21 protein-coding genes are annotated in these 25,160 nt (G+C 39.1%); 17 read left to right on the plus strand and 4 right to left on the minus strand.

Translation table 11 applies throughout. The features are described from left to right. Nucleotides 1-85: 85 nt before the first annotated feature. The 3 genes from QUE35_RS12785 to udk are packed head-to-tail and all read right to left on the minus strand — an operon-like array spanning nucleotide 86 to nucleotide 2,959. Nucleotides 86-943 (minus strand): alpha/beta hydrolase, encoded by an 858-nt coding sequence (locus QUE35_RS12785; RefSeq protein ID WP_022602130.1) that lies wholly within the window; start codon nucleotides 941-943, stop codon nucleotides 86-88. A gap of 13 nt (nucleotides 944-956) precedes the next feature. Then, nucleotides 957-2,336: an MltF family protein gene (locus QUE35_RS12790; RefSeq protein WP_022602132.1), complete on the minus strand. Its 1,380-nt coding sequence runs from the start codon at nucleotides 2,334-2,336 to the stop codon at nucleotides 957-959. Between the two features lie 11 nt (nucleotides 2,337-2,347). Next, a complete protein-coding gene (gene udk / locus QUE35_RS12795; RefSeq protein ID WP_009317603.1) occupies nucleotides 2,348-2,959 on the minus strand; it encodes a uridine kinase in 612 nt (203 codons plus the stop codon). A gap of 112 nt (nucleotides 2,960-3,071) precedes the next feature. Between udk and QUE35_RS12800 the strand changes: the two genes are divergently transcribed. From QUE35_RS12800 to QUE35_RS12840, 9 genes are all read left to right on the plus strand, one after another. Continuing rightward, nucleotides 3,072-3,371 (plus strand): Dabb family protein, encoded by a 300-nt coding sequence (locus QUE35_RS12800; protein WP_022602134.1) that lies wholly within the window; start codon nucleotides 3,072-3,074, stop codon nucleotides 3,369-3,371. Nucleotides 3,372-3,623: 252 nt separating this feature from the next. Next, a complete protein-coding gene (locus tag QUE35_RS12805) occupies nucleotides 3,624-4,445 on the plus strand; it encodes a patatin-like phospholipase family protein (RefSeq protein WP_009317599.1) in 822 nt (273 codons plus the stop codon). 15 nt (nucleotides 4,446-4,460) lie between these two features. Beyond that, a complete protein-coding gene (locus tag QUE35_RS12810) occupies nucleotides 4,461-6,176 on the plus strand; it encodes an alpha-amylase family protein (RefSeq protein WP_031258841.1) in 1,716 nt (571 codons plus the stop codon). Nucleotides 6,177-6,247: 71 nt separating this feature from the next. Next, nucleotides 6,248-7,186 carry a ribose-phosphate pyrophosphokinase gene (locus QUE35_RS12815; protein WP_009317595.1) on the plus strand — a complete coding sequence of 313 codons (939 nt, stop codon included), beginning with the start codon at nucleotides 6,248-6,250 and terminating at the stop codon, nucleotides 7,184-7,186. 316 nt (nucleotides 7,187-7,502) lie between these two features. Continuing rightward, the gene (locus QUE35_RS12820; protein WP_022602138.1) at nucleotides 7,503-8,681 is read left to right on the plus strand and encodes a PCMD domain-containing protein; all 1,179 of its coding nucleotides are present in this window, start codon (nucleotides 7,503-7,505) and stop codon (nucleotides 8,679-8,681) included. Nucleotides 8,682-8,692: 11 nt separating this feature from the next. Next, complete coding sequence (locus tag QUE35_RS12825) at nucleotides 8,693-9,427, plus strand: porin family protein (protein WP_052330529.1); 735 nt, start codon at nucleotides 8,693-8,695, stop codon at nucleotides 9,425-9,427. Nucleotides 9,428-9,622: 195 nt separating this feature from the next. After that, on the plus strand, nucleotides 9,623-11,239 hold the full coding sequence (locus QUE35_RS12830) for an ABC-F family ATP-binding cassette domain-containing protein (RefSeq protein WP_022389840.1): 1,617 nt from the start codon (nucleotides 9,623-9,625) through the stop codon (nucleotides 11,237-11,239). A gap of 125 nt (nucleotides 11,240-11,364) precedes the next feature. After that, nucleotides 11,365-12,282, plus strand: coding sequence for a homoserine O-acetyltransferase MetA (gene metA, locus QUE35_RS12835; RefSeq protein WP_022602142.1), 918 nt, complete (start codon nucleotides 11,365-11,367; stop codon nucleotides 12,280-12,282). Further along, nucleotides 12,279-14,099, plus strand: a complete 1,821-nt coding sequence (locus tag QUE35_RS12840) for a peptidase U32 family protein (RefSeq protein WP_031258842.1) — start codon at nucleotides 12,279-12,281, stop codon at nucleotides 14,097-14,099. The genes metA and QUE35_RS12840 overlap by 4 nt, the downstream gene beginning before the upstream one ends. Before the next feature lie 131 nt (nucleotides 14,100-14,230). Here the strand turns inward: QUE35_RS12840 and QUE35_RS12845 are convergent, their stop codons facing one another. Beyond that, entirely contained in the window at nucleotides 14,231-14,701 is a 471-nt protein-coding gene (locus QUE35_RS12845; protein WP_022602146.1) for an Lrp/AsnC family transcriptional regulator, read from the minus strand. A 640-nt stretch (nucleotides 14,702-15,341) separates the two neighbouring features. Between QUE35_RS12845 and QUE35_RS12850 the strand changes: the two genes are divergently transcribed. From QUE35_RS12850 to QUE35_RS12885, 8 genes are all read left to right on the plus strand, one after another. Beyond that, nucleotides 15,342-16,631 (plus strand): O-acetylhomoserine aminocarboxypropyltransferase/cysteine synthase family protein, encoded by a 1,290-nt coding sequence (locus QUE35_RS12850; RefSeq protein ID WP_022602148.1) that lies wholly within the window; start codon nucleotides 15,342-15,344, stop codon nucleotides 16,629-16,631. Nucleotides 16,632-16,986: 355 nt separating this feature from the next. Then, nucleotides 16,987-18,510 (plus strand): bifunctional phosphoribosylaminoimidazolecarboxamide formyltransferase/IMP cyclohydrolase, encoded by a 1,524-nt coding sequence (purH, locus tag QUE35_RS12855; protein ID WP_022602150.1) that lies wholly within the window; start codon nucleotides 16,987-16,989, stop codon nucleotides 18,508-18,510. A 69-nt stretch (nucleotides 18,511-18,579) separates the two neighbouring features. After that, complete coding sequence (locus tag QUE35_RS12860; protein ID WP_009317583.1) at nucleotides 18,580-19,599, plus strand: rod shape-determining protein; 1,020 nt, start codon at nucleotides 18,580-18,582, stop codon at nucleotides 19,597-19,599. Nucleotides 19,600-19,701: 102 nt separating this feature from the next. After that, complete coding sequence (gene mreC, locus QUE35_RS12865; RefSeq protein ID WP_022602153.1) at nucleotides 19,702-20,550, plus strand: rod shape-determining protein MreC; 849 nt, start codon at nucleotides 19,702-19,704, stop codon at nucleotides 20,548-20,550. Beyond that, a complete protein-coding gene (gene mreD / locus QUE35_RS12870; RefSeq protein WP_009317581.1) occupies nucleotides 20,543-21,052 on the plus strand; it encodes a rod shape-determining protein MreD in 510 nt (169 codons plus the stop codon). Before mreC ends, mreD begins: the two co-directional genes overlap by 8 nt. Further along, a complete protein-coding gene (mrdA, locus tag QUE35_RS12875; protein ID WP_009317580.1) occupies nucleotides 21,049-22,911 on the plus strand; it encodes a penicillin-binding protein 2 in 1,863 nt (620 codons plus the stop codon). The genes mreD and mrdA overlap by 4 nt, the downstream gene beginning before the upstream one ends. Beyond that, a complete protein-coding gene (gene rodA, locus QUE35_RS12880) occupies nucleotides 22,892-24,343 on the plus strand; it encodes a rod shape-determining protein RodA (protein WP_122329741.1) in 1,452 nt (483 codons plus the stop codon). The genes mrdA and rodA overlap by 20 nt, the downstream gene beginning before the upstream one ends. A 45-nt stretch (nucleotides 24,344-24,388) precedes the next feature. Further along, on the plus strand, nucleotides 24,389-25,075 hold the full coding sequence (locus QUE35_RS12885) for a Dph6-related ATP pyrophosphatase (protein ID WP_044261808.1): 687 nt from the start codon (nucleotides 24,389-24,391) through the stop codon (nucleotides 25,073-25,075). Nucleotides 25,076-25,160 lie beyond the last annotated feature (85 nt).

Raw genomic sequence — 25,160 nt, forward strand, 5'->3', positions numbered from 1 at the left:
TAGTATTTTTTATTGTAAAAATTTAGACAGGCCCTTAAATTCGCTTTTGTTTTAATTTTTTATAGATACCGGTATTTGATTATTTTTATCTGATAAATTTTTGATGCCGTAACCAATCGAAAAGAAGATCTTGCCATATTTTATAATAAGCAAAATTTGTATTGCATCCCCAACCATGTCCTCCGGATGGGAAAATATACATAGAAGCATTGATGCCTTTTTGTTTGAGTTCGTTATAAAATAGAGTACTGTTTGCTGGATGAACAGATTTGTCGTCATCACTCAGCAAAAGCAATGTCGGTGGTGTTGTCGGGGAGATTTGTTTTTCGTTCGAAAAATTGTCGTTTTCTATTCCTTTCCCTAATAGATTTTCTTTACTTCCTTTATGAGTTAAGTTATTATCCATAGTAATGACCGGATAGAAAAGAATCATGAAATCCGGACGATTTTGTTTATCGAAATGTGTCCCTAAAGTGGCTGCTAAATGGCCTCCGGCAGAAAAACCGCTTATACCTATTTGGTTAGCCTTTATGTCCCATTCTGATGCATTTTGTCGAATGATATTCATCGCTTCTTTAGTATCAGAAAGCGGTATGTCGGCATGTCCGTTGGGCAGCCTGTATTTTAAGACTATTCCGGCAATGCCTTTTCGGGTAAGAAGTTTTGCAAAATCATGACCTTCATGTTGCATTGCTTGACGAGCATATCCTCCTCCCGGACAAATTAAGATAGCTGTTCCTGTGTTGATTTTTTTATCGGGTAGGTAAACATACATTTCTGCAGTGTGACTGTTTAACAATCTGCCTCCTTCAATTATTTTTTCAGGGAGAATAATACCGTTATTTTCTTTTGCGCCATTAGGCCACACCGGTATCGTGAATGGATTTTGAGAAAAGATCATTGTATTAAAAAATAATGCTATAATAGAGAATATCCATTTCATAAATTTAGAGTCGTTAAGCTTTTATTTTACTTTTGTAATATTCGTATAGTTTCAAGACTTTATTTACGTAGCTATATGTTTCGCGTCCTCTGAAATATCCGAATTTGCAGACCTCATCATTGAAATATTCGGGATTGCTTTTCAGCAGAATATATTCAGCAACATTTCCGTCCCATTTTTGTGGATCTTTGCCGTACTTTTTCGCTAAAGCGATGGCGTCGAGGACATGCCCTATTCCGGAGTTGTATGAAGCCAGAATAAACTTCATGCGTTCTTGAGTATCTTCTATTGTCGAAAAACTCCGGTCTAAAGATGCCATTATTTTTATTGCGGTTGCGATATTTTTTTCCGGATTTTGTATGTCTTTGTCTGCTAAACCGTTGCTTCTTGCGGTACGAGGCATAATTTGCATTAGTCCTTTAGCTCCGGCCCATGATACCACCGATGTGTCAAATCTCGATTCATGGTAAGCTTGAGCTGCTATCAATCGCCAGTCCCAGCCTTGTTCTTTTGCATATTTCTTAAATAGAGGATCATATACAGAGATTTGTCCCTTTTTTATAGATAAAACTTCAGGTATCGGAGAGTTCTTGCTTAGTTCGAAATATCGTTTTAAAATTTCCTTGTATTTAGGGCTTTTTGTATTATTTTCAGTCCATTTGTCAATAGCTTTTGCCAGTTCAGGCTCGTTTGTCCTGACCGCCCAAGCCGACCGTTGAGGAAAACTGATATTCAATTTTATGTCTATATTATTATAATAAGTTTTATTGAGACGGGCTATGTTATTATCGGCGAGGGCATAATCTATTTTACCGTTAGCCACCATTTCTATCAAATCTTCGGTAATAATGGTGTCTTTATTCATTAAGTGTATTTTGATTCCTCCTCCCAGTTCACTATTCAGATTATTGATACGGGTTTCATATTTCGAATCTTTTTCTACATATATGTCTTTTCCGACAAGTTCGGTAACATTGCGTAATAATGTCTTATTTTTTTCTATTCGTTGGATAAGGACCTGGTGAGTAATTATTTCAGGCCCGCAATAGAGTAATCGGTCTTTTAAGTCACCTGTGATCGGGATATCGTAAGCAATAATATCTCCTTCCCCCTTTTGCAGCATTTCGACCAGTTTTCCGATATTTTCCGCAACAACTATTTTGGTCTTTAATCCTTCCGATTCGGCAAATTGTTTGATCAATTCGTATTCGTATCCCATTTCTTCACCACGGTACAAGAAATAAGAAGTTGAGCTGTATAATGTGAGTACGGTCAATTCACCTTTTTTCTTGATCGATTCCGGATCATTTAACTCCTGATTCTTTTCTTTTTTTCCATGTTGGCAAGAAAATAGAAACAGAAACAAAAGTATGTAAGCCGTTATTCTTACCATATCGGGCTTGATTAAGGATTCAGTTTATGGGCTATAAAATTTGTCAGAATATCGATTGCAACAAGGTTGTTTCCACCTTGAGGTATAATTAGATCGGCATATCGTTTTGTTGGTTCTATATGTTGCAAATGCATAGGTTTCAGTACCTTTTCATATCGGTCTATTACCATTTCCACGGTACGTCCCCGTTCTATAATATCTCTATTGATAACCCGGATAAGCCGATCGTCCGCATCTGCATCGACAAATACTTTCATATCCATCATATTGCGTAACTCTTCATCGCAAAGTATCAAAATACCTTCGACAATAATCACGTCTCTCGGTTGGATCGGAATCGTTTCTTTAGACCGAGTGCATGTTAGATATGAATAGATCGGTTGTTCGACCGGTTTGCCGGCTTTTAAATCTTTCAGTTGATTGACAAGTAATTCGAACTCTATGGCTGCCGGCTCGTCGAAGTTGAGTTTCAGGCGTTCTTCCAGGGGTAAATTGCTATTATCCCTATAATATGAGTCTTGAGGAATTACGGTTACTTCACCTTCCGGTAAACTTTGTATAATTTTGCGGACAACGGTCGTTTTCCCGGATCCTGTTCCGCCGGCAATACCAATAATTAGCATATAATTTCAGATAACGACAAAATAATATTTATTTTTGCATTCACAGTGAACATATCCGGATTTTTAAGAATCCGGAAACCGAAAAATATTTACAAATATAATAAATTTGATTATGGTAAAGCACATAGTTTTGTTTAAGTTCAAAAAAACGGGAGATATTGCATTGGTAAAAGCTACGATGCGAGAGTTTAAATCTGCTTTGGAAGCATTAAAGGATAAAATTCCTTTTTTGCGTTTTATAGAAGTCGGAGTCAATGAGAATCCGAAAGAGGATTTTGATATGTGCCTTGTTACGGAATTCGATTCAATGGAAGATCTGGCAAATTATGCGGTGCATCCCGACCATGTGGCAGCGACCCAAATTATAAAAGATATAAAGGAGGGAAGGGCTTGTGTCGATTACACATTCTGATGGAATTTTTCCGGTTTTTCGATGGGTGAGGGTTTGTTTAAGTTTTCTTATAGGGAATATTGTCAAGGTATCTTTGCATTTTTTTCGTTCTGTAACGATGTTGTCGGCATCGGCATGATTCCCTTCGAAAGGGAAACTGACTGTTCTATAGATTTCTTTAAAACCTGATCCGGGCAAAATTTAGACGACAGGCTCTAAGAATATTTATTTTCTCGTATAGGATTGTCTTTCTTTTTTTGTTATCTTAGCTACATGATAGAAAATGATAAAAATGTAGCGGTAATAAAACCGTATCACTTCGGATTAGCTTTAAGCGGGGGCGGTGCTCGCGGTTTTGCACATGTGGGTGCATTGAAGGTCCTTGATGAGATGGGAGTGCGTCCCGATATTATTTCGGGAACGAGTGCGGGCTCTTTGATCGGAGTATTGTATGCCGACGGATATACTCCGGATGAAATTATAGACTTGTTTTCGTCTCTTAATTTCAGTGATTTGGCAGAAATAACAATCCCTCGTTCGGGATTCTTCAAGATAACGCGTTTTCGAAATTTTTTAAAAAAAGTTTTGCGGGCTCGTTATCTTGAAGATTTAGAAATTCCGGTTATGGTTACAGCTACAGATCTGGATCAGGGATGCAGCAAGACCTTTGCTACAGGACCTGTTATAGATATTGTTTGCGCTTCATGCAGCATCCCTGTGTTGTTTAGTCCGGTAATAATCGATAATGTTCATTATGTCGATGGCGGAGTATTGAGAAATTTTCCGGTTACTCCTATCCGCCCGTTTTGCGATATTGTTATGGGAGTAAATGTGAATCCGATGGTTGCGAAAGAGTACAAAAAGTCGATTATCGGAATAGCAGAACGTTCATACGGTTTTATTTTCAAAAGTAATACGCTTGCCGATATGAAGTTATGTGACATACTTATACAAACTAAAGAAATTATAGATTATAACATATTTGATATAGAGAATCTTAGGGAGATTGCTGCTTGTGGGTATCGAGATACTCAAGAGGTTATAAGTTTAGATAAAGAAAATCTTAAAAATCTAAAAATTCCTTTTCGCACATAGGACATCCTTTTTATTATGAACAGAAGACAAAAGATGATTATTTATCAGGTGCTTCCGCGCCTGTTCGGGAATCAGAATGATGCGTGTAAATGCAACGGTACGATAGAAGAGAACGGAGTCGGTAAACTGGCAGATTTTACTCCGAAAGTTTTGCGTGAAATAAAAATGCTTGGATGTACGCATATTTGGTACACCGGCATTATTGAACATGCCACGCAAACCGATTATACCCAGTACGGGATTGAGCGGGACAATATGTTTGTCGTAAAGGGGAAGGCCGGTTCTCCTTATGCAATAAAAGACTATTATGATGTCGATCCCGATCTTGCTGTTAATATATCTGAACGGATGCAGGAATTCGAATCTTTAGTCGGGCGTTCTCATGCCGCAGGGTTGAAAGTCATAATAGATTTTGTTCCGAACCATGTTGCCCGCCGTTACCATTCCGATGCAAAACCTGACGGAGTCATCGATTTGGGACAGAATGATAATTCGGAGGTTCATTTTGATCCCCAAAATAATTTCTATTATATTCCTCGACAAGAGTTCCAACCACAATTTTATATAGGAGAAGGAGACCAAAAGTATAGGGAATATCCGGCCAAGGCCACCGGAAATGATTGTTTCGGAGCTTATCCGAATAGAAATGATTGGTATGAAACCGTTAAGTTGAACTATGGAGTAGATTATTTACATGGCCGTCGGAAATGTTTCGATCCCATACCTGACACATGGTTTAAGATGAGAGACATATTGCTGTTTTGGTGTAGTAAAGGTATAGACGGGTTTCGTTGCGATATGGCAGAAATGGTTCCTGTTGAGTTTTGGGGATGGGTGATTCCTCGGATCAAAGAACTATATTCCGGAGTCGATTTTATTGCCGAAGTATATAATCCGCATGAATACAGGTATTATATCGAAGGCGGTAAATTTGACTATCTCTATGATAAAGTCGGGTTGTATGATCTATTACGCAGTATTGTGAATGGGCATGCGGCAGCTTCTCAGATTACCCGCTGTTGGCAATCTTTAGATGGGATAACAACTCACATGTTGAATTTTCTTGAGAATCATGATGAACAGCGTATTGCATCCCCTAATTTTGCAGGAGATCCCTTCCGGGCTTATCCGGCTTTAATTGTTTCGGCAATGATGAATGTAAATCCGATGATGATTTATTTCGGGCAGGAGTTGGGAGAGCCGGCTGCAGATGCCGAAGGTTTCAGCGGATTAGACGGACGCACGACGATTTTCGATTATTGGAGCGTACCTTCGGTTCGTGCATGGTATGCTGGAGGAACATGTTCCGTAGTCGGTCTTACACCGGAACAGAAAGAGTTGCGTCGCCGCTATAAACAAGTGTTGACGTTGTGTAATAAAGAGGCGGCAATCAGAGAAGGCGCTTTTTTTGACTTGATGTATGTAAATGGGGACAATCCGAATTTTGATGCTCGCAAGCAATATGCATTTTTACGGAAAAAGGATAATGAATTGCTGGTTATTATTGTAAATTTCTGTGATAGAGCGGTTGATGTAGGGGTGAAGTTGCCTCAGCATGCTTTTGATTTGTGGAATATGGCAGCAAGAGAATATTCGGCAAAAGAGTTATTGACGGGAGATGTAGACCAGAAAGTCGTTTCACCTGAAATTTTGTTCCGATCATCGGTAAAAGCTTATGGAGCTGTAATATGGAAATGTACCGATACAAATAATCGAAAAAAAAAGATTTAATGTGTCGAAATAATAAATGAAATTGTACCTTTGCAAAAAAATTAACCAATCGGATTTATTTAAAAAACACAATGAGCCAGAAACCACCTTTCAAGGTTTTCGCGGGAACAAATTCCCGTTATCTTGCCGAAAAAATTTGTAACGCTTTAAATTGCGAAATGGGAAACATGAAAATTCAGCATTTTGCGGATGGTGAATTTGGAGTATCTTTTGAAGAATCTATTCGGGGAAGCCAAGTTTATTTGGTACAATCGACATTCCCTAATTCTGATAACTTGATGGAGCTTTTATTGATGATCGATGCTGCAAAAAGAGCTTCTGCGAAATCGATAATCGCCGTAGTGCCTTATTTCGGTTGGGCGCGGCAAGATCGCAAAGATAAACCTCGTGTTTCTATTGCTGCAAAGCTGATAGCCGATTTGTTAAGTGTTGCCGGTATCGACCGTTTGATCACTATGGATCTGCATGCAGATCAGATACAGGGATTCTTTAATGTTCCGGTAGATCATTTGTATGCCTCTTCTGTATTCAGTCGTTATATTCAGTCTCTGAAACTCGAAAATATGGTTATTGCAACACCGGATGTCGGAGGTTCGAAGCGCGCTAATTCGTATGCGAAATATTTCGGTGTGCCTTTGGTATTATGCCATAAGTCCAGGGCAAAAGCCAATGAAGTAGAGAGTATGACAGTAATCGGTGATGTTGAAAATAAAAATGTCATTCTTATCGATGATATGGTAGATACGGCAGGAACTATAACTAAAGCTGCAGATTTGATGATGAGTAAGGGAGCTCTTTCTGTGCGGGCGATTGCCAGTCATGCCGTTATGTCCGATCCTGCAACAGATCGGGTAAATGAGTCAAAATTGACCGAAATGATCTTTACCGACAGTATCCCTTATTATAAAGATTGTCCTAAAGTTCGCATATTAAGCATTGCAGAGATGTTTGCAGATACTATTCGTAGAGTATATGAGAATGAGTCGATCAGTTCTCAATATATTATATAGTTGGAATTTTGTAAAATCATGTGTAAAACCGTTTTATCTCTCTTATAAAAGAGATAAAACGGTTTTTTTTAAGTTTGTGTTTATTGTTTTTTAACTCTTTAATATCATATCTTTCGAGAAAGATCGTGGTTTTGTTATAAATAATTGATTTGTAATTTGATATCTATCATTGATAAATGATGGGTTTTGTAATAGTTACAAGATTATTTTTATGAATCGGTTCCGATTTACGGGTAATAATTGTTTTTAGAGCTTTAATTCGGAAATTTGGTGTACTTTTGCTTTGTAATTTATTCGGAAATAAAACTGTAATTATATGAAAAATAAATGGTTGTATATATTGTTCGGCTTACTCACTATGTTCTCATCTTGTATAAAAGATGAAGCTCCTAATGTAGAAGCCGATATTGAGGATATTACTATCCCGGATATGAGTAGTGTGCTGAATGTGAAAATAGATCAGAATAGAGTTTCGGTATTTCTAAAGGAGGGGATGGTCGATCGTACAAATATAGAACCTTCTTTTACTCTTTCCCCGGGGGCAACAATTGCTCCGGTGAATACCGGTAAATTAGATTTTACAAAACCTCAGAAATATATTGTGACGTCAGAAGATAAAAATTGGCAAAAAACATATACTGTCGTATTTCTTGAAACAGAAATTCCGACTGTTTACAATTTTGAATATTGGGCGGTTAATAAGTGGGAAGAGGTTTATGAGCATAGTGTAGAATATGTTGAAGGAGAAGATATTCCTGTAGATCAGTATATTTGGGCATCCGGAAATTTTGGTTTCTCGTTGGTTGCAAGTGGAGGACCTAAAGATTATCCGACGTTTAAGGCGACTTCTATAGATGTGCATGAGGGAGAGGGTGCAGCTTGTTTAAAGACCAGAAAAACAGGTTCTTTAGGAGCATCACAGGGAATGCCGATTGCTGCGGGGAATCTGTTTTTAGGAGAATTTACGTCTAAAGGGATAAATATTATGAAAGAACCGATGAAAGCTACGCATTTCGGTTTACCTTTTAGGAAAAAACCTCTGCGGATGAGTGTTTGGTTTAAGTATGATGGCAGCAATGTCAATATGTCTTACGATAAAGATGGCAATGGAACACAATATGGAGACGGTCGAGATTATTGTGCCGTATATGCTGTTTTGTATGATAATGTAAAAGCAAAAAATTTATATGGAGTTTCTTATCTTGACGGAAATACGATATTGAAAGAGGATGGCGACAATCCTATTATTGCTATTGCCGGACTGCATGAGCAGGCTGACAACTCTGATCAATACGGCACAGGAGGTGTATATAAACATCATGTATTCGATTTTAAATATAGAGAAGGGAAAAGTGTAGATCCCGATCGTTTGAAAAATTATGAGTATAGCCTTGCAATTGTATTCTCTTCCAGTTTTTATGGCGATCATTTTATAGGAGGAGTGGGGAATACTCTGTGGATCGATGACGTAAAAATTGAATGTGAAGAAAATTGAAAAAATATACGATGAAAACGCTGAAAAAAATGGGATTGGCAGCAATGCTGTCGCTATTGATAGGTACAGTTTCTGAAGCTGAGGCCAAAAAATATGAGTTCAGTGTGAAGGCCGGTATTAATATCGGAGGGACTTCTCCGATGGGACTTCCTGCCGAAATACGAGGTATTAATTCTTATAATCCGACACTTTCTTTTTCGTTGGAAGGAAGCGTGAAACGGGAGCTGACCGAGAAGTGGGGAGTTATGACCGGGATTCGATTAGAGACACGGGCTATGGAAACCGATGCTCAAGTAAAGAACTATCAGATAAGACTGTTGAATGACGGACGTTATATTGAAGGAATTTTTACTGGAGATGTAGAGACAAAAGTGAAGAATGATTATGTCACGATACCTATATTGGCGGTATATGATATTTCGAAGCGGTGGGATTTGAAATTCGGAGGCTTCTTGTCTTTTTTAACCCGAGGTGACTTTTCTGGAACTGCACGGAACGGTTACATTCGGGAAGGGACTCCGTTAAGTCAGAAAATGAACGTGGATGCTACGTATGATTTTTCTGACGATATTAAAAAATTTAATGCAGGCCTTGAGCTTGGAGCAGAGTTTGTTGCGTATAAACATTTATCGGTTTACGGTGATTTGACGTGGAGTTTGACCCCACTTTTCCCCGGAGACTTTACGGCGATAAGTTTTAAGATGTATAATGTATATATGAATCTCGGTTTTGCGTATGTGTTTTAAATAAGCGGTCCGAAAGGAGAAGATACATAAAAGGTTGCTCTGTCGGAGCAGCCTTTTGTCGTATTCGGGAAATGCATTGTTAGGTTGATGTTATAAAAATAACTACCTTTGTGCCGAATTTGAAAAATCATGCAAAAATGCGTGATATATGTCACATTCGGATTTAAAATTAACAAAAGAAGCAATTAACGAAATATGATAACAGTAAATAATTTGGCCATACAATTCGGGAAACGGGTACTTTTTCAAGATGTGAATCTTAAATTTACTCCGGGAAATTGTTATGGTATTATAGGGGCTAACGGGGCAGGAAAATCCACTTTTCTGAAAGCGATCAGCGGACAGATCGATCCGAATCACGGAACAATTGCATTAGGTCCGGGTGAACGGTTATCGGTATTGAGTCAGGACCATTTTGCTTTTGACGAGTTTACCGTGATGGATACCGTATTGATGGGACATACGGTTTTGTGGGATATAATGAAAGAAAAGGATGCCCTTTATTCGAAACCGGATTTTAGCGATGCTGATGGTATTCGAGTTTCTGAGCTGGAAGAAAAGTTTGCAGAACTGGAAGGTTGGAATGCCGAAAGTGATGCTGCTAATTTGTTAAGTGGTTTGGGAATAAAAGAAGATCTGCATTATATGATGATGAAAGATCTTAGCGGTAAACAAAAAGTACGTGTTTTGTTAGCAAAAGCTTTGTTCGGAAAGCCGGATAACCTGTTGCTTGATGAACCTACCAACGACCTCGACCTTGAAACCGTTATGTGGCTCGAAAATTATTTGTCGGAGTTTGAAAATACGGTATTGGTTGTTTCGCATGATCGACACTTCTTAGATTCAGTCTGCACACATACCGTTGACATCGATTACGGTAAAACCGAGTTGTTTGCCGGAAATTATAGCTTTTGGTATGAATCGAGTCAATTGGCTTTGCGTCAACAACAGCAACAAAATAAGAAAGCTGAAGAAAAACGTAAAGAATTGATGGAGTTTATTCAGCGTTTCAGTGCCAATGTTGCAAAGTCAAAGCAGACCACGAGTCGTAAAAAGATGCTGGAAAAATTGAATGTCGAGGAAATCAAACCTTCTTCACGTCGTTATCCGGGCATTATTTTTACTCCCGATCGAGAGCCGGGGAATAAAATTCTCGAAGTGAGAGGGCTTGAAAAGTCAGTTGATGGAACTTTGCTATTCAAGGATGTGAATTTTACGGTTGAGAAAGACGACAAGATCGTATTTTTATCTCGAGATCCTCGTGCCATGACCGCTTTTTTTGAAATTATAAATGATGTGGTTAAGGCTGATAAAGGTACGTTTGAGTGGGGGCAAACTATTACGACCGCCTATTTGCCTCTTGACAATTCGGCATTTTTCAATACCGATATGAACCTGATCGATTGGTTAGCTCAATTCTCAGAAGATACCAGTGAATTGTATCTAAAGGGGTTTCTCGGAAAAATGTTGTTTTCCGGAGAAGAGTTGTTGAAAAGCGCTTCGGTATTATCCGGAGGGGAAAAAATGCGTTGTATGATTGCCCGTATGATGATGAAAAATGCTAATACGATGATTTTGGATTCTCCTACGAATCATCTTGATTTGGAGTCTATACAGGCGTTTAACAATACATTGAAGGCATTTAAAGGAAATATTCTGATGTCTTCTCATGACCATGAGTTTATCGAGACAGTTTGTAACCGGGTTATCGAACTTACTCCGAATGGCATAATCGATAAAATGATGGACTATGACGACTATATTACCGATGAACGAGTGAAAGCTCTTCGTGAAAAGTTATATCGATCATGACAAATAGTAAAATATGGTTATTGGAGCGCATTTATTAATGCGCTCTTTTTATAAAGGAAAAAAGCGGTTTTGAGTTTCTCTCTTTATTGATTACTTTTGCACATATTGAATAGGAGGACGCGTTTATGCCATTAAATTTACCATCCAGATTACCGGCTGTAGAGATATTGAAATCTGAAAATATTTTCGTAATGGATTCTCAGCAGGCATCTACTCAAGATATACGGCCTTTGCGTATTGTCATATTGAATTTGATGCCGTTGAAGATTACGACCGAAACCGATCTTATCCGGTTATTATCCAATACGCCATTGCAGATAGAGGTGGATTTTCTGAAAATATCGGGACACATATCGAAAAATACTCCGGTAGAGCACATGATGACGTTTTATAAGGATTTTTCGACGTTGCGGAATGAAAATTATGATGGTATGATTATTACCGGGGCTCCGGTAGAGCAGATGCCGTTTGAAGAAGTCGATTATTGGAAAGAGGTTTCTGAGATATTTGATTGGGCACGTACGCATGTGACCTCTACATTATATATTTGTTGGGCGGCTCAAGCAGGATTGTATCATTTTTATGGTGTTCCTAAATATCCGTTGCCGCAAAAAATGTTCGGGATTTTTAAACATAAAGTGTATGATCATCAAAATCCGATATTCAGAGGATTCGATGATGAATTTTATGTGCCTCATAGCAGGCATACGGAGGTGCGTAAGTCCGATATAGAGAAAGTTCCTGAACTGACCCTGCTTTCGGAGTCTGAAGAATCCGGAGTATATATGGTTATGGCACGTGGAGGCCGGGAATTTTTTATTACCGGGCATTCGGAGTATTCGCCTTATACTTTAGACACGGAATATCGTCGGGATTTGGATAAGGGGTTACCGATAGAGATGCCGTTGAATTATTACCGGAATAATGATCCGAAGGAAGGACCGTTGGTTCGCTGGAGAGGGCATGCCAACCTTTTGTTCTCTAATTGGCTGAATTATTTTGTATATCAACAAACACCATACGATATTCGGGAAATAAAATGATATCATCAAGACCTATCGAACTTCTCTCTCCTGCCAAGAATGCCGAGATCGGTATCGAAGCAATTAATCACGGGGCAGATGCCGTTTATATAGGTGCGCCTCGTTTCGGAGCTCGTGCTGCTGCGGGCAATGATACGACCGAAATAGCCCGACTGGTCGATTATGCCCATAAATATGATGCGCGGGTGTATGTGGCGTTGAATACGATATTGAAAGACGATGAATTGCTTGAGGCCGAACGGATTATTGGCAATATGTATTCTGTCGGTGTCGATGCTCTCATTGTTCAAGACATGGGGATTCTTGAACTGGATATACCTCCGATAGCTTTACATGCCAGTACGCAAACCGATAATCGTACGGTAGAAAAGGTCCGTTTCCTTGAAAATGCAGGATTCTCGCAGGTGGTGTTGGCCAGAGAATTGTCGTTAGAACAAATCCGGCATATTTCAGAAAATACGACAGTTCCTTTGGAGGTTTTTATACATGGAGCTTTGTGTGTAAGTTATAGCGGACAATGTTATTTGAGTCATTGTTTGAGCGGACGCAGCGCTAATCGTGGAGAGTGTGCACAATATTGTCGGCTTCCTTATACGTTACTGGATGCAGACGGAAAGGTATTGGAAAAAAATAAACATCTACTCTCTCTTAAAGATATGAACCGTACCGACAGCCTTGAGGCTTTGTTGGATGCCGGAGTTTCTTCCTTGAAGATTGAAGGACGTCTTAAGGAAATGTCTTATGTTAAAAATGTGACGGCTTGGTATCGCAAGAAGTTAGATGCGATATTGGAGCGTCGTCCGGAGTATGTGAGGTCTTCTTCCGGAAAGACCGATTTCTTTTTTACTCCCGATCCGAACAAGAGTTTTAATAGAGGCTTTACTCCGTATTTGTTGAATGAAAAAGACTCGAAATCTATATCGTCTCCTGATACGCCTAAGTCGATGGGAGAATATATAGGTATGGTAAAACAGGTTTCCTCTAAATCGATAACTGTAGCCGGAGTACAAAAGTTGAATAATGGAGATGGGATATGTTTTTTTAATGAATCCGGTATATTTGAAGGGTTTCGAGTGAATAGGGCGGAAGGAAATCTTATATTCCCGGCAGAAATGCCTCGGATAAGGATTAAAACGAAACTGTACCGTAACTATGATCAGGAATTTGAGAAAACTCTTGCCCGAAAAAGTGCAGACAGGAGAATTGCAGTAAACTTGGAGTTATCCGGCACATTAGAAAAGCTGTGCTTATTGATTACGGATGAAACCGGGGTATCGGTTTCCATTTCTCGGGAATGGTCGGGAGAAAAAGCAAGGAGTCCGCAATCTGAGAATCAGAAAAATCAATTGGGAAAATTGGGGGATACTCCATTTCGGATGGACAAAGTCGTTTTAAATGCTACGGAAAACTTTTTTGTTCCGGCTTCTTTGTTGGCGGATATGCGTAGGCAAGGAGCGGAGCTTTTGTTAAAAGCTCGAAAAGAGGCATATCGTACAGAAAAAAGAAAGTCGGCTAAGGGTATCTATCCTTTTCCTCAATCGAAATTGACCTATCTTGGGAATGTCTATAATGCAAAGGCGCGAAAATTTTATGCCGGACATGGAGTCTCGGAAATCGATCCTGCATTTGAAGTACAAGTACAAGATAATGTACCTTTGATGTTTACCCGTCATTGCATACGTCGCGAATCGGGACATTGCTTTCGTGAAAAAAGTGCTGGAGAATGGAAAGCTCCGCTTTATTTATGTTATAAAGATACCCGTTTACGCCTTGAGTTCGATTGTCGTTTATGTGAGATGAGAGTTTATAAAGAATAGAGTCTTTTATAGATTGGTGATAGTTTATTTTAACCTATACTGGGATTTATGAGGAGTGTTGAGGGCTTTCCGATAAAAAAATATTATCCGGTCATTTTTGCGATTTCTTTTGTGGGAGACAGCTTTTCTTTTTAAATATGAATACCGTAATTATGTTTTACTTCATCCATGACAAATGTGCTCTCTATCGAGCCTAAGCTTTCTATTGAACCCAATACGTTCAGTATGAATTCTTGATAATATTTCATATTGGGTGCGTGGATTTTTAACAGATAGTCAAAACTTCCCGATATGTTATAACACTCGGTTACCTCTGGAATGTCCTGAATGATCCGGGTAAACTCGGTTGCTATTTCCTGATTTATTCTGCTCAGCTTTACGTTGCAGAATACAATGAACCCTTGATTTAACTTTTCTGCATCCAGAATCGCAATATATTTTTTGATGTATCCTTCGTTTTCTAAACGTTTAAGCCGTTCGAATACGGGAGTTGAAGAAAGACTTACTTGCGCGGCAAGTTCTTTGAGCGTGAGTCGTGCATTTCCCTGTAACGTGCGGAGTATTTGTAAATCGACTTTGTCTATTTTAACCGGATTATTCATAGTCTGTTTTTTGAAATTCAATAATAGGAACTTATTTAAGAGCCTGTCTAAATTTTCCAATAAAAAAATATTATCAGGTCATTTTTGCGTTTTCTTCCGGTCTATTTTCCCGTTTTCCCTCGTCAGATAGCCCGCTATCCTCCTCCTAAAAACAGAAAAATATCCTCGAAAGAAACTCTCAAAACTTACCCGAGTACAAATGTACGACAGACTCTAAAATTTTCGATAGAATAATTTGTTCGGGCTTTCTTTAAATTACCTTTCGCTTTATTTTTGTTTTTATTCGTCAAGCCTTTCGTTATTAACTTTATACAAACAGAAATATGTTCTTAAAAAAAATTCCCGAAACAAAACCGGATAAATTTTGAATAGGCTCGAAGCTCGTTACAAAAATAATGTTTTTCTTTTAATCGTTATAGACCGGAAGAAAATGCGGAAATGACCTGATTTTTTATTGTAGAGTTCAGACTTTAAGCTTTAGGATAATATTCTTTAGAATGGCGAATTTGAAGAATTTGTATAGATTAAAAAATCGAAACAATGAATATATTTAGAATAATTTTCTGTATTATTAAAATATATTGGATTATTATCCTGTATAATGTAGCTTTGTCGTTGTAAATAATAAACATATACTGTTATGTCAAAGAAAAATTATCATTTTGAAACTTTACAGCTTCATGTAGGGCAAGAACATCCGGACTCGGCAACAGATGCACGTGCAGTACCTATTTATCAGACCACTTCTTATGTATTTCATAATTCTCAGCATGCGGCCGACCGTTTCGGATTGCGTGACGCAGGAAATATCTACGGACGGTTGACAAATTCGACTCAAGATGTTTTTGAACGGCGGGTAGCAGCTCTTGAAGGCGGGGTTGCGGGGTTGGCCGTCGCTTCGGGTGCCGCCGCTGTTACTTATTCTTTGCAGAATATACTTGGAGTGGAAGATCATGTTGTTGCCGCAGACAATTTATATGGCGGTTCGTTCAATCTCATTACGCATACGTTGGCAGCACAAGGTGTTAGCTATACTATCGTCAATGTGAATGATCTGAAATTGCTCGAGGCTGCAATCAGACCTAATACGAAAGCGATTTATGCCGAAACTTTTGGGAATCCGAATTCTGATGTGACGAATATCGATGCTGTTGCAGAAGTCGCTCATCGTCATAATATTCCGTTGATTATAGATAACACTTTCGGGACTCCGTACTTGATTCGTCCCATTGAGCATGGAGCGGACATAGTAATCCATTCTGCGACTAAATTTATCGGTGGACATGGTTCTAGTTTAGGGGGAGTTATTGTGGATGGCGGTAAATTCGATTGGAAAAAAGATGCAGAAAAATTCCATACTTTAGCTAAACCAGATCCGAGTTATCATGGAGCTGTTTTTGCAGATGTGGCAGGACAAGCGGCATTCGTTACCCGCATACGGGCGGTCATTTTGCGTGATACCGGTGCTGCTATCTCTCCGTTCAATGCTTTTATCCTGTTGCAAGGGCTGGAAACTTTATCCCTGCGAGTAGAACGGCATGTCGAAAATGCTTTGAAAGTGGTTGATTATTTGAAAAATAATCCGAAAGTATCGAAAGTGAATCATCCTTCGCTACCGGATCATCCCGATCATGCCCTTTACGAAAAGTATTTTCCTAAAGGGGCTGGCAGTATTTTTACGTTTGAAATAAAAGGAGGAAAAGAAGAGGCTTGGAAATTTATCGATTCATTAGAAATTTTTTCGTTACTGGCCAATGTCGCTGATGTAAAAAGTCTTGTCATCCATCCATATACTACAACACATTCTCAAATGACACCGGACGAATTGGCGCAACAACATATTACACCCTCGACTATACGGCTTTCGATAGGTACGGAACATATAGATGATATTCTTGCAGATCTTGATCAGGCATTTTCTAAAATTTAAACAGGCATGTCGGGAGATGTGACCATTGTTCGTTGGGATGGCAAGTATCGGGATGATTTTGTTCGGTTGAACCGGGATAGATCGAACGGTATTTCAGGGTGTAAACCGATGATTTGAGAATTTTAAGAAAGTGAAAATAGAATTTGATTTTATATATTTTCTTTTTGAAAGGCGGTAAAAAGGACTGTTTTTTTGTTCGAATTTACATTCCTTTTTGTTTTTGGGGATAGAAGCGATACGTTTGTGAGAATCAAAAAGTTTGTAACATTATTTTTTCTAAAACTTTCGCATAATCTGTGTATTTCAATCACATTATTTCGTATTTTTGTGCTTTGAAAAATTTAAACTTGCATATATGTCTGAAAACAAGAGAATTAAAACCGCTTTGGTTTCGGTATTCCACAAAGATGGATTAGATGAGATATTAAAGAAATTACATAGTGAAGGTGTACGTTTTATATCTACCGGTGGTACGCAGGCTTTTATAGAATCATTGGGATTGCCCTGTCAAGCTGTTGAAGACCTGACCGGATATCCTTCAATATTGGGAGGGCGTGTGAAAACCCTTCATCCTAAAGTTTTCGGAGGTATATTATGTCGTCGTGAGCTGGAAGGCGATCAGAAACAAATTGCAGAATATGAGATTCCGGAAATAGATTTGGTGATTGTTGATCTTTATCCTTTTGAAGAAACTGTAGCTTCGGGAGCTGACGAAAGCGCCATTATCGAGAAAATCGATATCGGCGGTATCTCTCTGATACGTGCTGCTGCGAAAAATTTTAAAGATGTAGTTATTGTTGCTTCGAAAGGACAATATGCTCCTCTGATGCAGTTGTTGAATGAGAAAGGTGCGGAATCTTCGATAGAAGATCGCAAGTGGTTTGCAAAAGAGGCTTTTGCTGTTTCTTCAGGATATGATACTGCAATTTTTAATTATTTCGATAACGGAGAAGGTTCTTATTTCCGTTATGCCGAGAACGATGCCAAAGTATTGCGTTATGGCGAAAATCCTCATCAGAAAGGTCTTTTCTTTGGGAAGTTCGATGAAATGTTCGAACAACTTCATGGGAAAGAAATTTCATATAACAACTTATTGGATATAGATGCCGCAGTTTCTTTGATTGCGGAATTCGATGAATTGACGTTTGCTATATTGAAACATAATAATGCTTGCGGTTTAGCATCGCGTCCTGTATTGGTAGATGCATGGAAAGCTGCGTTGGCAGGCGATCCGGTGTCTGCTTTCGGTGGTGTATTGGTTACAAATGGTAAAATCGATAAAGCTACGGCGGAAGAAATGAACAATCTTTTCTTCGAAGTCGTTATCGCTCCGGGATACGATGCTGATGCTTTAGAAATTTTGGAACAGAAAAAGAACCGTATTATATTGGTTCTAAAAGAGAATAAAACAAAATCTTTGCAATTCCGCTCTTTACTTAACGGAGTGTTGATGCAGGAACGGGATTTACACTGTGAGAAACCGGAAGAGTTGACGCAGGTTACAAAAAAATCCGTAACACCGGAAGAAGTAGAAGATTTGTTATTTGCCAATAAAATTGTAAAGCACAGTAAATCGAATGCTATAGTATTAGCTAAAGGAAAACAACTTTATGCAAGCGGAGTGGGGCAGACTTCCCGAGTAGACTCTTTACGTCATGCGATAGAAAAAGCTAAATCGTTCGATTTCGATTTGAAAGGTTGTGTGATGGCTTCGGACGCATTCTTCCCTTTCCCTGATTGTGTGGAGATTGCTCACAAAGAAGGAATCGATACTGTTATCCAACCCGGAGGTTCGGTGCGGGACAACCAGACGATCGATTATTGTAATGAGAACGGAGTAGCCATGGTTACTACCGGTATTCGACATTTTAAACATTAAGATAGGGTATAGATCAGGTATCGGATATTTCCCGGAATGATCTGTGCTTTATAAAAATAAAATAGTAAGATGGGATTATTTTCTTTCACTCAAGAGATCGCGATAGACTTGGGTACGGCGAATACCATTATAATTCACAATGGAAAAATAGTGGTAGATGAACCTTCTATGGTTGCATTGGATAAACGTACCGATAAGTTGAAAGCAGTTGGAGAAACTGCTCGTCAGATGCATGGTAAGACTCATGAAAATATACGTACATTACGCCCTTTAAGAGACGGTGTGATAGCGGATTTCTATGCTGCCGAACAAATGATTCGGGGGATGGTGAAAATGGTGAATACGAAAAACCGTTGGTTTACTCCCTCTTTGCGTATGGTAGTTTGTATTCCTTCAGGAAGTACCGAAGTGGAAATTCGTGCTGTACGGGATTCTGCCGAACATGCCGGAGGCCGGGATGTCTATATGATTTATGAACCGATGGCCGCTGCTATCGGAATAGGTCTGGACGTTGAAGCTCCTGAGGGAAATATGATTGTGGATATAGGTGGCGGTACTACCGAAATCGCCGTAATTTCATTGGGTGGAATCGTATCGAATAAGTCTATCCGTATAGCCGGGGATGATCTTACGGCCGACATTCAGGAGTACATGGGGCGTCAGCACAATGTTAAAGTCGGAGAACGTACAGCAGAAATGATTAAAATCAATGTGGGTTCGGCTCTTACCGAATTGGCTAATCCTCCGGAGGATTATATCGTACATGGTCCGAACCGGATGACGGCTCTTCCGATGGAAGTTCCCGTATCATATCAGGAAATATCGCATTGTATCGAGAAATCTATTTCAAAAATAGAAGCTGCCGTATTGAGTGCATTAGAACAAACCCCTCCTGAGTTATATGCAGATATTGTGCGCAACGGTATTTATTTGGCAGGCGGAGGAGCTTTGCTGAGAGGTCTGGACAAGCGTTTGACCGATAAGATCGGAATACCTTTCCATATAGCCGAAGATCCGTTGCATGCGGTTGCTAAAGGAACAGGGATTGCTTTGAAAAATATCGATAAGTTCTCATTCCTGATCCGGTAATACCGGGATTTTAGATATAAACGAGTTACCGTTTGTCGGGAAGGGAAAATCCTTTCTAACAGTCGGTGACTCGTAGTAGTAATAATTAGTCAGATTCGGCACATGCGCAAACTGATCTCTTTTTTGATAAATCACAGTCCGATCTTTGTGTATGCTTTTTATCTTGTCATCTGTTTTGTTTTGCTGTTCAAATTCAATCCTTATCAGCAAAGTGTCTTTTTCAGTTCGGCAAATGAAATGGCAGGCCGTTTCTATATAATGACCAGTGGAATTACAGGATATTTCGGGTTACAGGAGATAAACCGGGATTTGCAAAAACAGAACGGCAATCTTGAGATGGAGCTCATTCGTTTGCGGGATGAAGTCAGTCGCTTGAGTGGAGATTCCCTGTTGGTTCGCACGTCTGCAGATTCATCTCTTTCCCGATATGATTTTCAAATTGCGCAGGTGATAAATAACAGTGTTTTTAAGACTCATAACTATATTACACTGAATAAGGGTAGAAAAGACGGAATTCATTCGGAGATGGGGGTAATTGATCAGAATGGAATTGTCGGTATTGTCAATGTCGTTTCAGATCATTATGCTGTTGCTATATCGTTATTGAATCCCAAATTAAGGTTGAGTTGTAAAGTAAAGGGCAGTAATTATTTCGGCTCTTTAGTATGGGATGGAAAAGATCCTCGTTTTGCCGTGTTGGAGGAGTTGCCCCGACATGTGAAGTTTGTCAAAGGCGATACTATCGTGACAAGCGGTTACTCCTCTGTTTTTCCGGAAGGACTGATGGTGGGTACGGTCGACGGTTTCTCAAAACAGCGGAATGATAATTTCTATGCTTTAACAGTGAAACTATCTACTGATTTTTTCCGACTGAATGATGTCCGGATTCTTGATGATAAAGGACAAAAAGAACGTCGGATTTTGGAAATGGAGGCTAAAAAAGATGAGTAAATCGGCAATCGGTTATATATTTTCGTTTATTATACTGGTGCTGTTGCAAGTATCGGTCTTTAACCGTATTGCTTTGTTCGGATATGCCACCCCTTTTCTGTTTCTTTATTTCATCTTGAAATTACCTACAACGTTGTCTGCTAATTGGACAATGACTCTGTCGTTTTTGATGGGGCTTGTTATCGATATATTCAGTAATACACCCGGTATGTACGCTTTGGCATCTGTTTCCGTTGCTTTTGTAAGACGTACGTTTATCGCTTTGGTGTTACAGCGGGGTAATGAAGAAGTTTCATTAGTACCGTCGTTTCGTTCGTTCGGATCGGGATATTTCTCGATATATGCATTTTGTGTGATTTTTCTATTTTGCATTTTAGTTTTTATTATAGAAGCTTTTTCATTTTTCACCCCTTTGATTCTCGTATTACGTATTTTGTCAAGTACTTTGCTTACGTTTATTTTGATCTTGGCATTGGAAAGCTTAAATTGGAAAAAGAAGTGAACGTCGATTACAATTTAGGAAACCGCAAGTGGGTAATCATCGGTATCATGACTGTTGTGGTCTTGATCTATCTGGTACGTCTTTTTACATTACAGGTATTGGATAATGATTATAAACGGTTTGCCGATAGTAATGCGTTTCTTAAAAAGATACAATACCCTTCACGGGGACTGATTTATGACCGGAACGGTAAATTATTGGTCTATAACCAACCGGCATACGATGTTATGATGATTGTTCGGGAGATTCAGGAATTTGACACGTTGGATTTTTGCCGGACACTGGGTATTACTCGCGAACAGTTCGACCGTCGTTGGGCTATGGTAAAAGATCGCAGGTTAAATCCCGGATATTCGGCCTATACCCCTCAAACATTTATTTCCCAATTATCTGCACAAGATTATGGACGTTTGCAAGAAAAGCTTTATAAATTTCCCGGATTCTTTATTCAGAATCGGGTACTCAGACAATATGCCGTAAATAGTGCAGCCAATGTATTGGGAAATATCCGGGAGGTCTCTCCTCGTGATCTTGAAAAAGATGATTATTACATACGAGGAGATTATACCGGAGATCTTGGAGTAGAAAAATCTTATGAGAAGTATTTGAGAGGAGAAAAAGGCATAGAGATATTGCTTCGGGATGCACATGGACGAATAAAAGGGAAATATGAAGACGGGATATATGATATAGCCCCTAAATCGGGGAAAAATCTGAAACTTTCTATTGATGCGGACTTGCAGCAATATGGTGAATATTTGATGCAGAACAAAATCGGAGCTATCGTTGCGATAGAACCTTCGACCGGAGAGATATTGGCTTTGGTATCGAGCCCCACATACGACCCATCTGCATTAATCGGACGTGAGCGGGGGAAAAATTATTTGAAATTGAATAAGAACCCTTATAAACCGTTATATGACCGGGCATTTATGGCGGCATATCCTCCCGGTTCTACCTTCAAGCCGACGCAAGGGCTTATATTTCTACAAGAGAAAGTGATAACTCCTCATACAATGTATCCTTGCTATCATGGCTTTGTTGCAGGACGACTGAAGGTAGGATGCCATGCTCATGGATCTCCGTTAGGGTTGCTTCCGGCGTTACAGACCTCTTGTAATGCTTATTTTTGTTACGGGCTTCGGTCCATGCTCGACAGTCGTTCGAGATATAAAAATACAGCCGAAGCTTTTGATATATGGAAAGATTATCTTGTTTCGATGGGATATGGCTATCGGTTAGGAATAGATTTGCCGGGAGAAAGTCGGGGATTTATTCCGAATAGCAAGTTTTATAATAAAATATATGGTGAGAATCGCTGGCGGGCGCTGACTGTAATTTCTATCGGCATAGGTCAGGGCGAAGTTTTGGCTACACCGTTGCAAATCGCAAATTTGGCGGCTACGATTGCAAATCGGGGATATTTTTATACACCTCATGTCGTAAAAGAAATACAAGATACGGTTTTAAATGAAGAGTTCAGGCAGCGTCGATATACACATATAGATAGTGAATATTATAATTATATAGTAGAAGGAATGCGAATGGCTGTTACGGGAGGAACTTGTCGGGTTGGAGCTATTCCGGGAATAGATGTTTGCGGAAAGACGGGTACGGCGCAAAACCCTCATGGAAAGGATCATTCTGCGTTTATGGGATTTGCCCCGATGGACAATCCTAAGATCGCAATAGCCGTCTATGTAGAGAATGCAGGATTTGGAGCTACTTTCGGAGTCCCGATAGGAAGCCTGATGATCGAAAAGTATCTGAATGGTTTTATAGCTCCTGAGAGAGCTTATTTAGAAGAAAGAATGGTAACATCAAATACAATGATATACAGTGGCATTAAGGGAAATTAGTATATGGAAGTCTATTGATTGGTACACGATCGGATTATATACGGTGCTTGTATTTATCGGATGGGTGAGTATCTATGCCGCAAGCTATAATTTCGATGATGCCAGTATATTCGATTTTTCGGAACGTTCCGGGAAACAATTATTGTGGATCGGGCTTTCGTTCGGTATAGCGTTCGTATTGCTGATGCTTGACAGCCGCATGTATGAAGCTTTGGCCTATCCTATTTACATCGGTTTTATGATACTTCTGGTAGCGACTATTTTTTTAGCACCGGAGATTAAAGGTTCTCGGTCATGGCTGGTATTAGGACCGGTAAATATTCAGCCGGCCGAATTTGCAAAATTCGGGACTGCATTGGCGTTAGCACGTCTGATCAGTTCATATAATTTCGTGCTGACCGTGCCGTCTAATTTTTTTAAAGCCTGCCTTTTGATTTTGTTACCTATGGCATTGATCATGATGCAGAAAGAGACCGGATCGGCTTTGGTATATGCCTCATTGATATTTATGCTTTATCGTGAAGGCATGACCGGACTGATTCTTTTTGCCGGGTTATGTTCGATCGTTTATTTTGTGGTAGGAGTGAAATATAGCGATATGTTGTGGGGAAGTACCCCTGTGGGTGAGGTGCTTGTGCTGGCATTGATCGTTTTGGTCATAATCGGTATGATCGCTTATTTTTATAAAGACTCTGTCGTGGTACGGAATCTTCTTTTGCTGTCGGCATCGGTTTCCGTAATTTGTTATCTGCTGTCTGTTTTAGGAATATCTTTTAATTGGGTATATGTTATCTTATCATTGATTTTTCTATCCTCTTTGTATATTGTTTTTTTATATCTGCAAAGTCGCAATACGAAACTTCTTCTTACACTTTGTTTTGCCATAGCATCGGTAGTTTTTCTGTTTTCGGTGAATTATGTGTTTACCGATATTATGGAGCCTCATCAGCAGACTCGTATTAAGGTCGCTTTGGGAATGGAAGATGATCCCAGAGGAGCGGGATATAATGTAAATCAATCGAAGATTGCAATCGGATCGGGAGGTTTATGGGGAAAAGGTTTTTTGAATGGAACGCAAACAAAACTAAAGTATGTACCCGAACAGGATACCGACTTCATATTTTGTACGATCGGAGAAGAAGAAGGCTTTTGGGGAGCTTCTTTGGTCGTGATATTATTCTTTGCCCTGATTATACGTATTATTCAGATAGCCGAGCGTCAGCGTTCTGTGTTTGGTCGGGTATATGGCTATTGTGTAGCCAGTATATTGTTTTTTCATTTAGCCATTAATGTGGGAATGGTGATCGGGTTATGTCCGGTGATTGGTATACCTTTACCGTTTTTCAGTTATGGCGGATCATCTCTTTGGGGATTTACTATTTTGCTTTTCACACTGCTTCGTATCGATGCTGGTCGGTTGGAAAATTACTAATGATCCCCGTGAAAATAATATCTCGATACGGTTTTATATATCGGTATGGAAATAGCTTATTTTAATTGGAGCAGCGGTAAAGATTCATCATTGGCTTTATATCGAGCTATATGTTCAGATAAATTTGTTGTTGAAGCTTTGTTTTCTGTTTTGAAATCAGACAGTGAAGAAATTGCGATGCATGGAGTGTCGATAGAATTATTGAAAAAACAAGCAGAATCTATCGGCATTCCGTTGGTATCATTTGATTTTGATCCGAAATGGACGGTAGAAGAGTATGAATCGGCTATGAGCGGACAGATAAACCGGTTTAAAGAACAAAATATCACGACAGCCTTATTCGGGGATTTGCGTTTAGAACAATTACGTAAAAGTAGAGAACAAAAGTGTAATAAAGCAGGGATACAAGCTGAGTTCCCATTGTGGAATACTCCTGCAAAAGAGCTTATGTCTGAATTTATTCGGCTTGGTTTTAAAGCTATTATAATTTGTGTGGATAAAGCGGTTTTATCGGAAGAATTTGTAGGGAAAATAATTGATGAAGAGTTTCTTAAAGAATTCCCGCCAGATGTAGATATATGTGGAGAAAATGGAGAGTACCATACATTTGTTTTTGATGGACCTATTTTTAAATATCCTATTGAGTTTAAAGTAGGAAATAAGTATTGTAAACAATATAGAGATCCTGAGACAAAAGATATTTACGAATATTGTTATCTTGCGTTAGAATAAATGTGGTACTGTTGGATTGATTAGAGAATTTCTTGTTTTAGAACTTTATTGTTATAAGATAGACTCATTAGAAGTTTGTAAAAAA

It is taken from the genome of Coprobacter fastidiosus (assembly GCF_030296935.1).
In the GTDB taxonomy this organism is placed as follows: Bacteria; Bacteroidota; Bacteroidia; order Bacteroidales; family Coprobacteraceae; genus Coprobacter; species Coprobacter fastidiosus.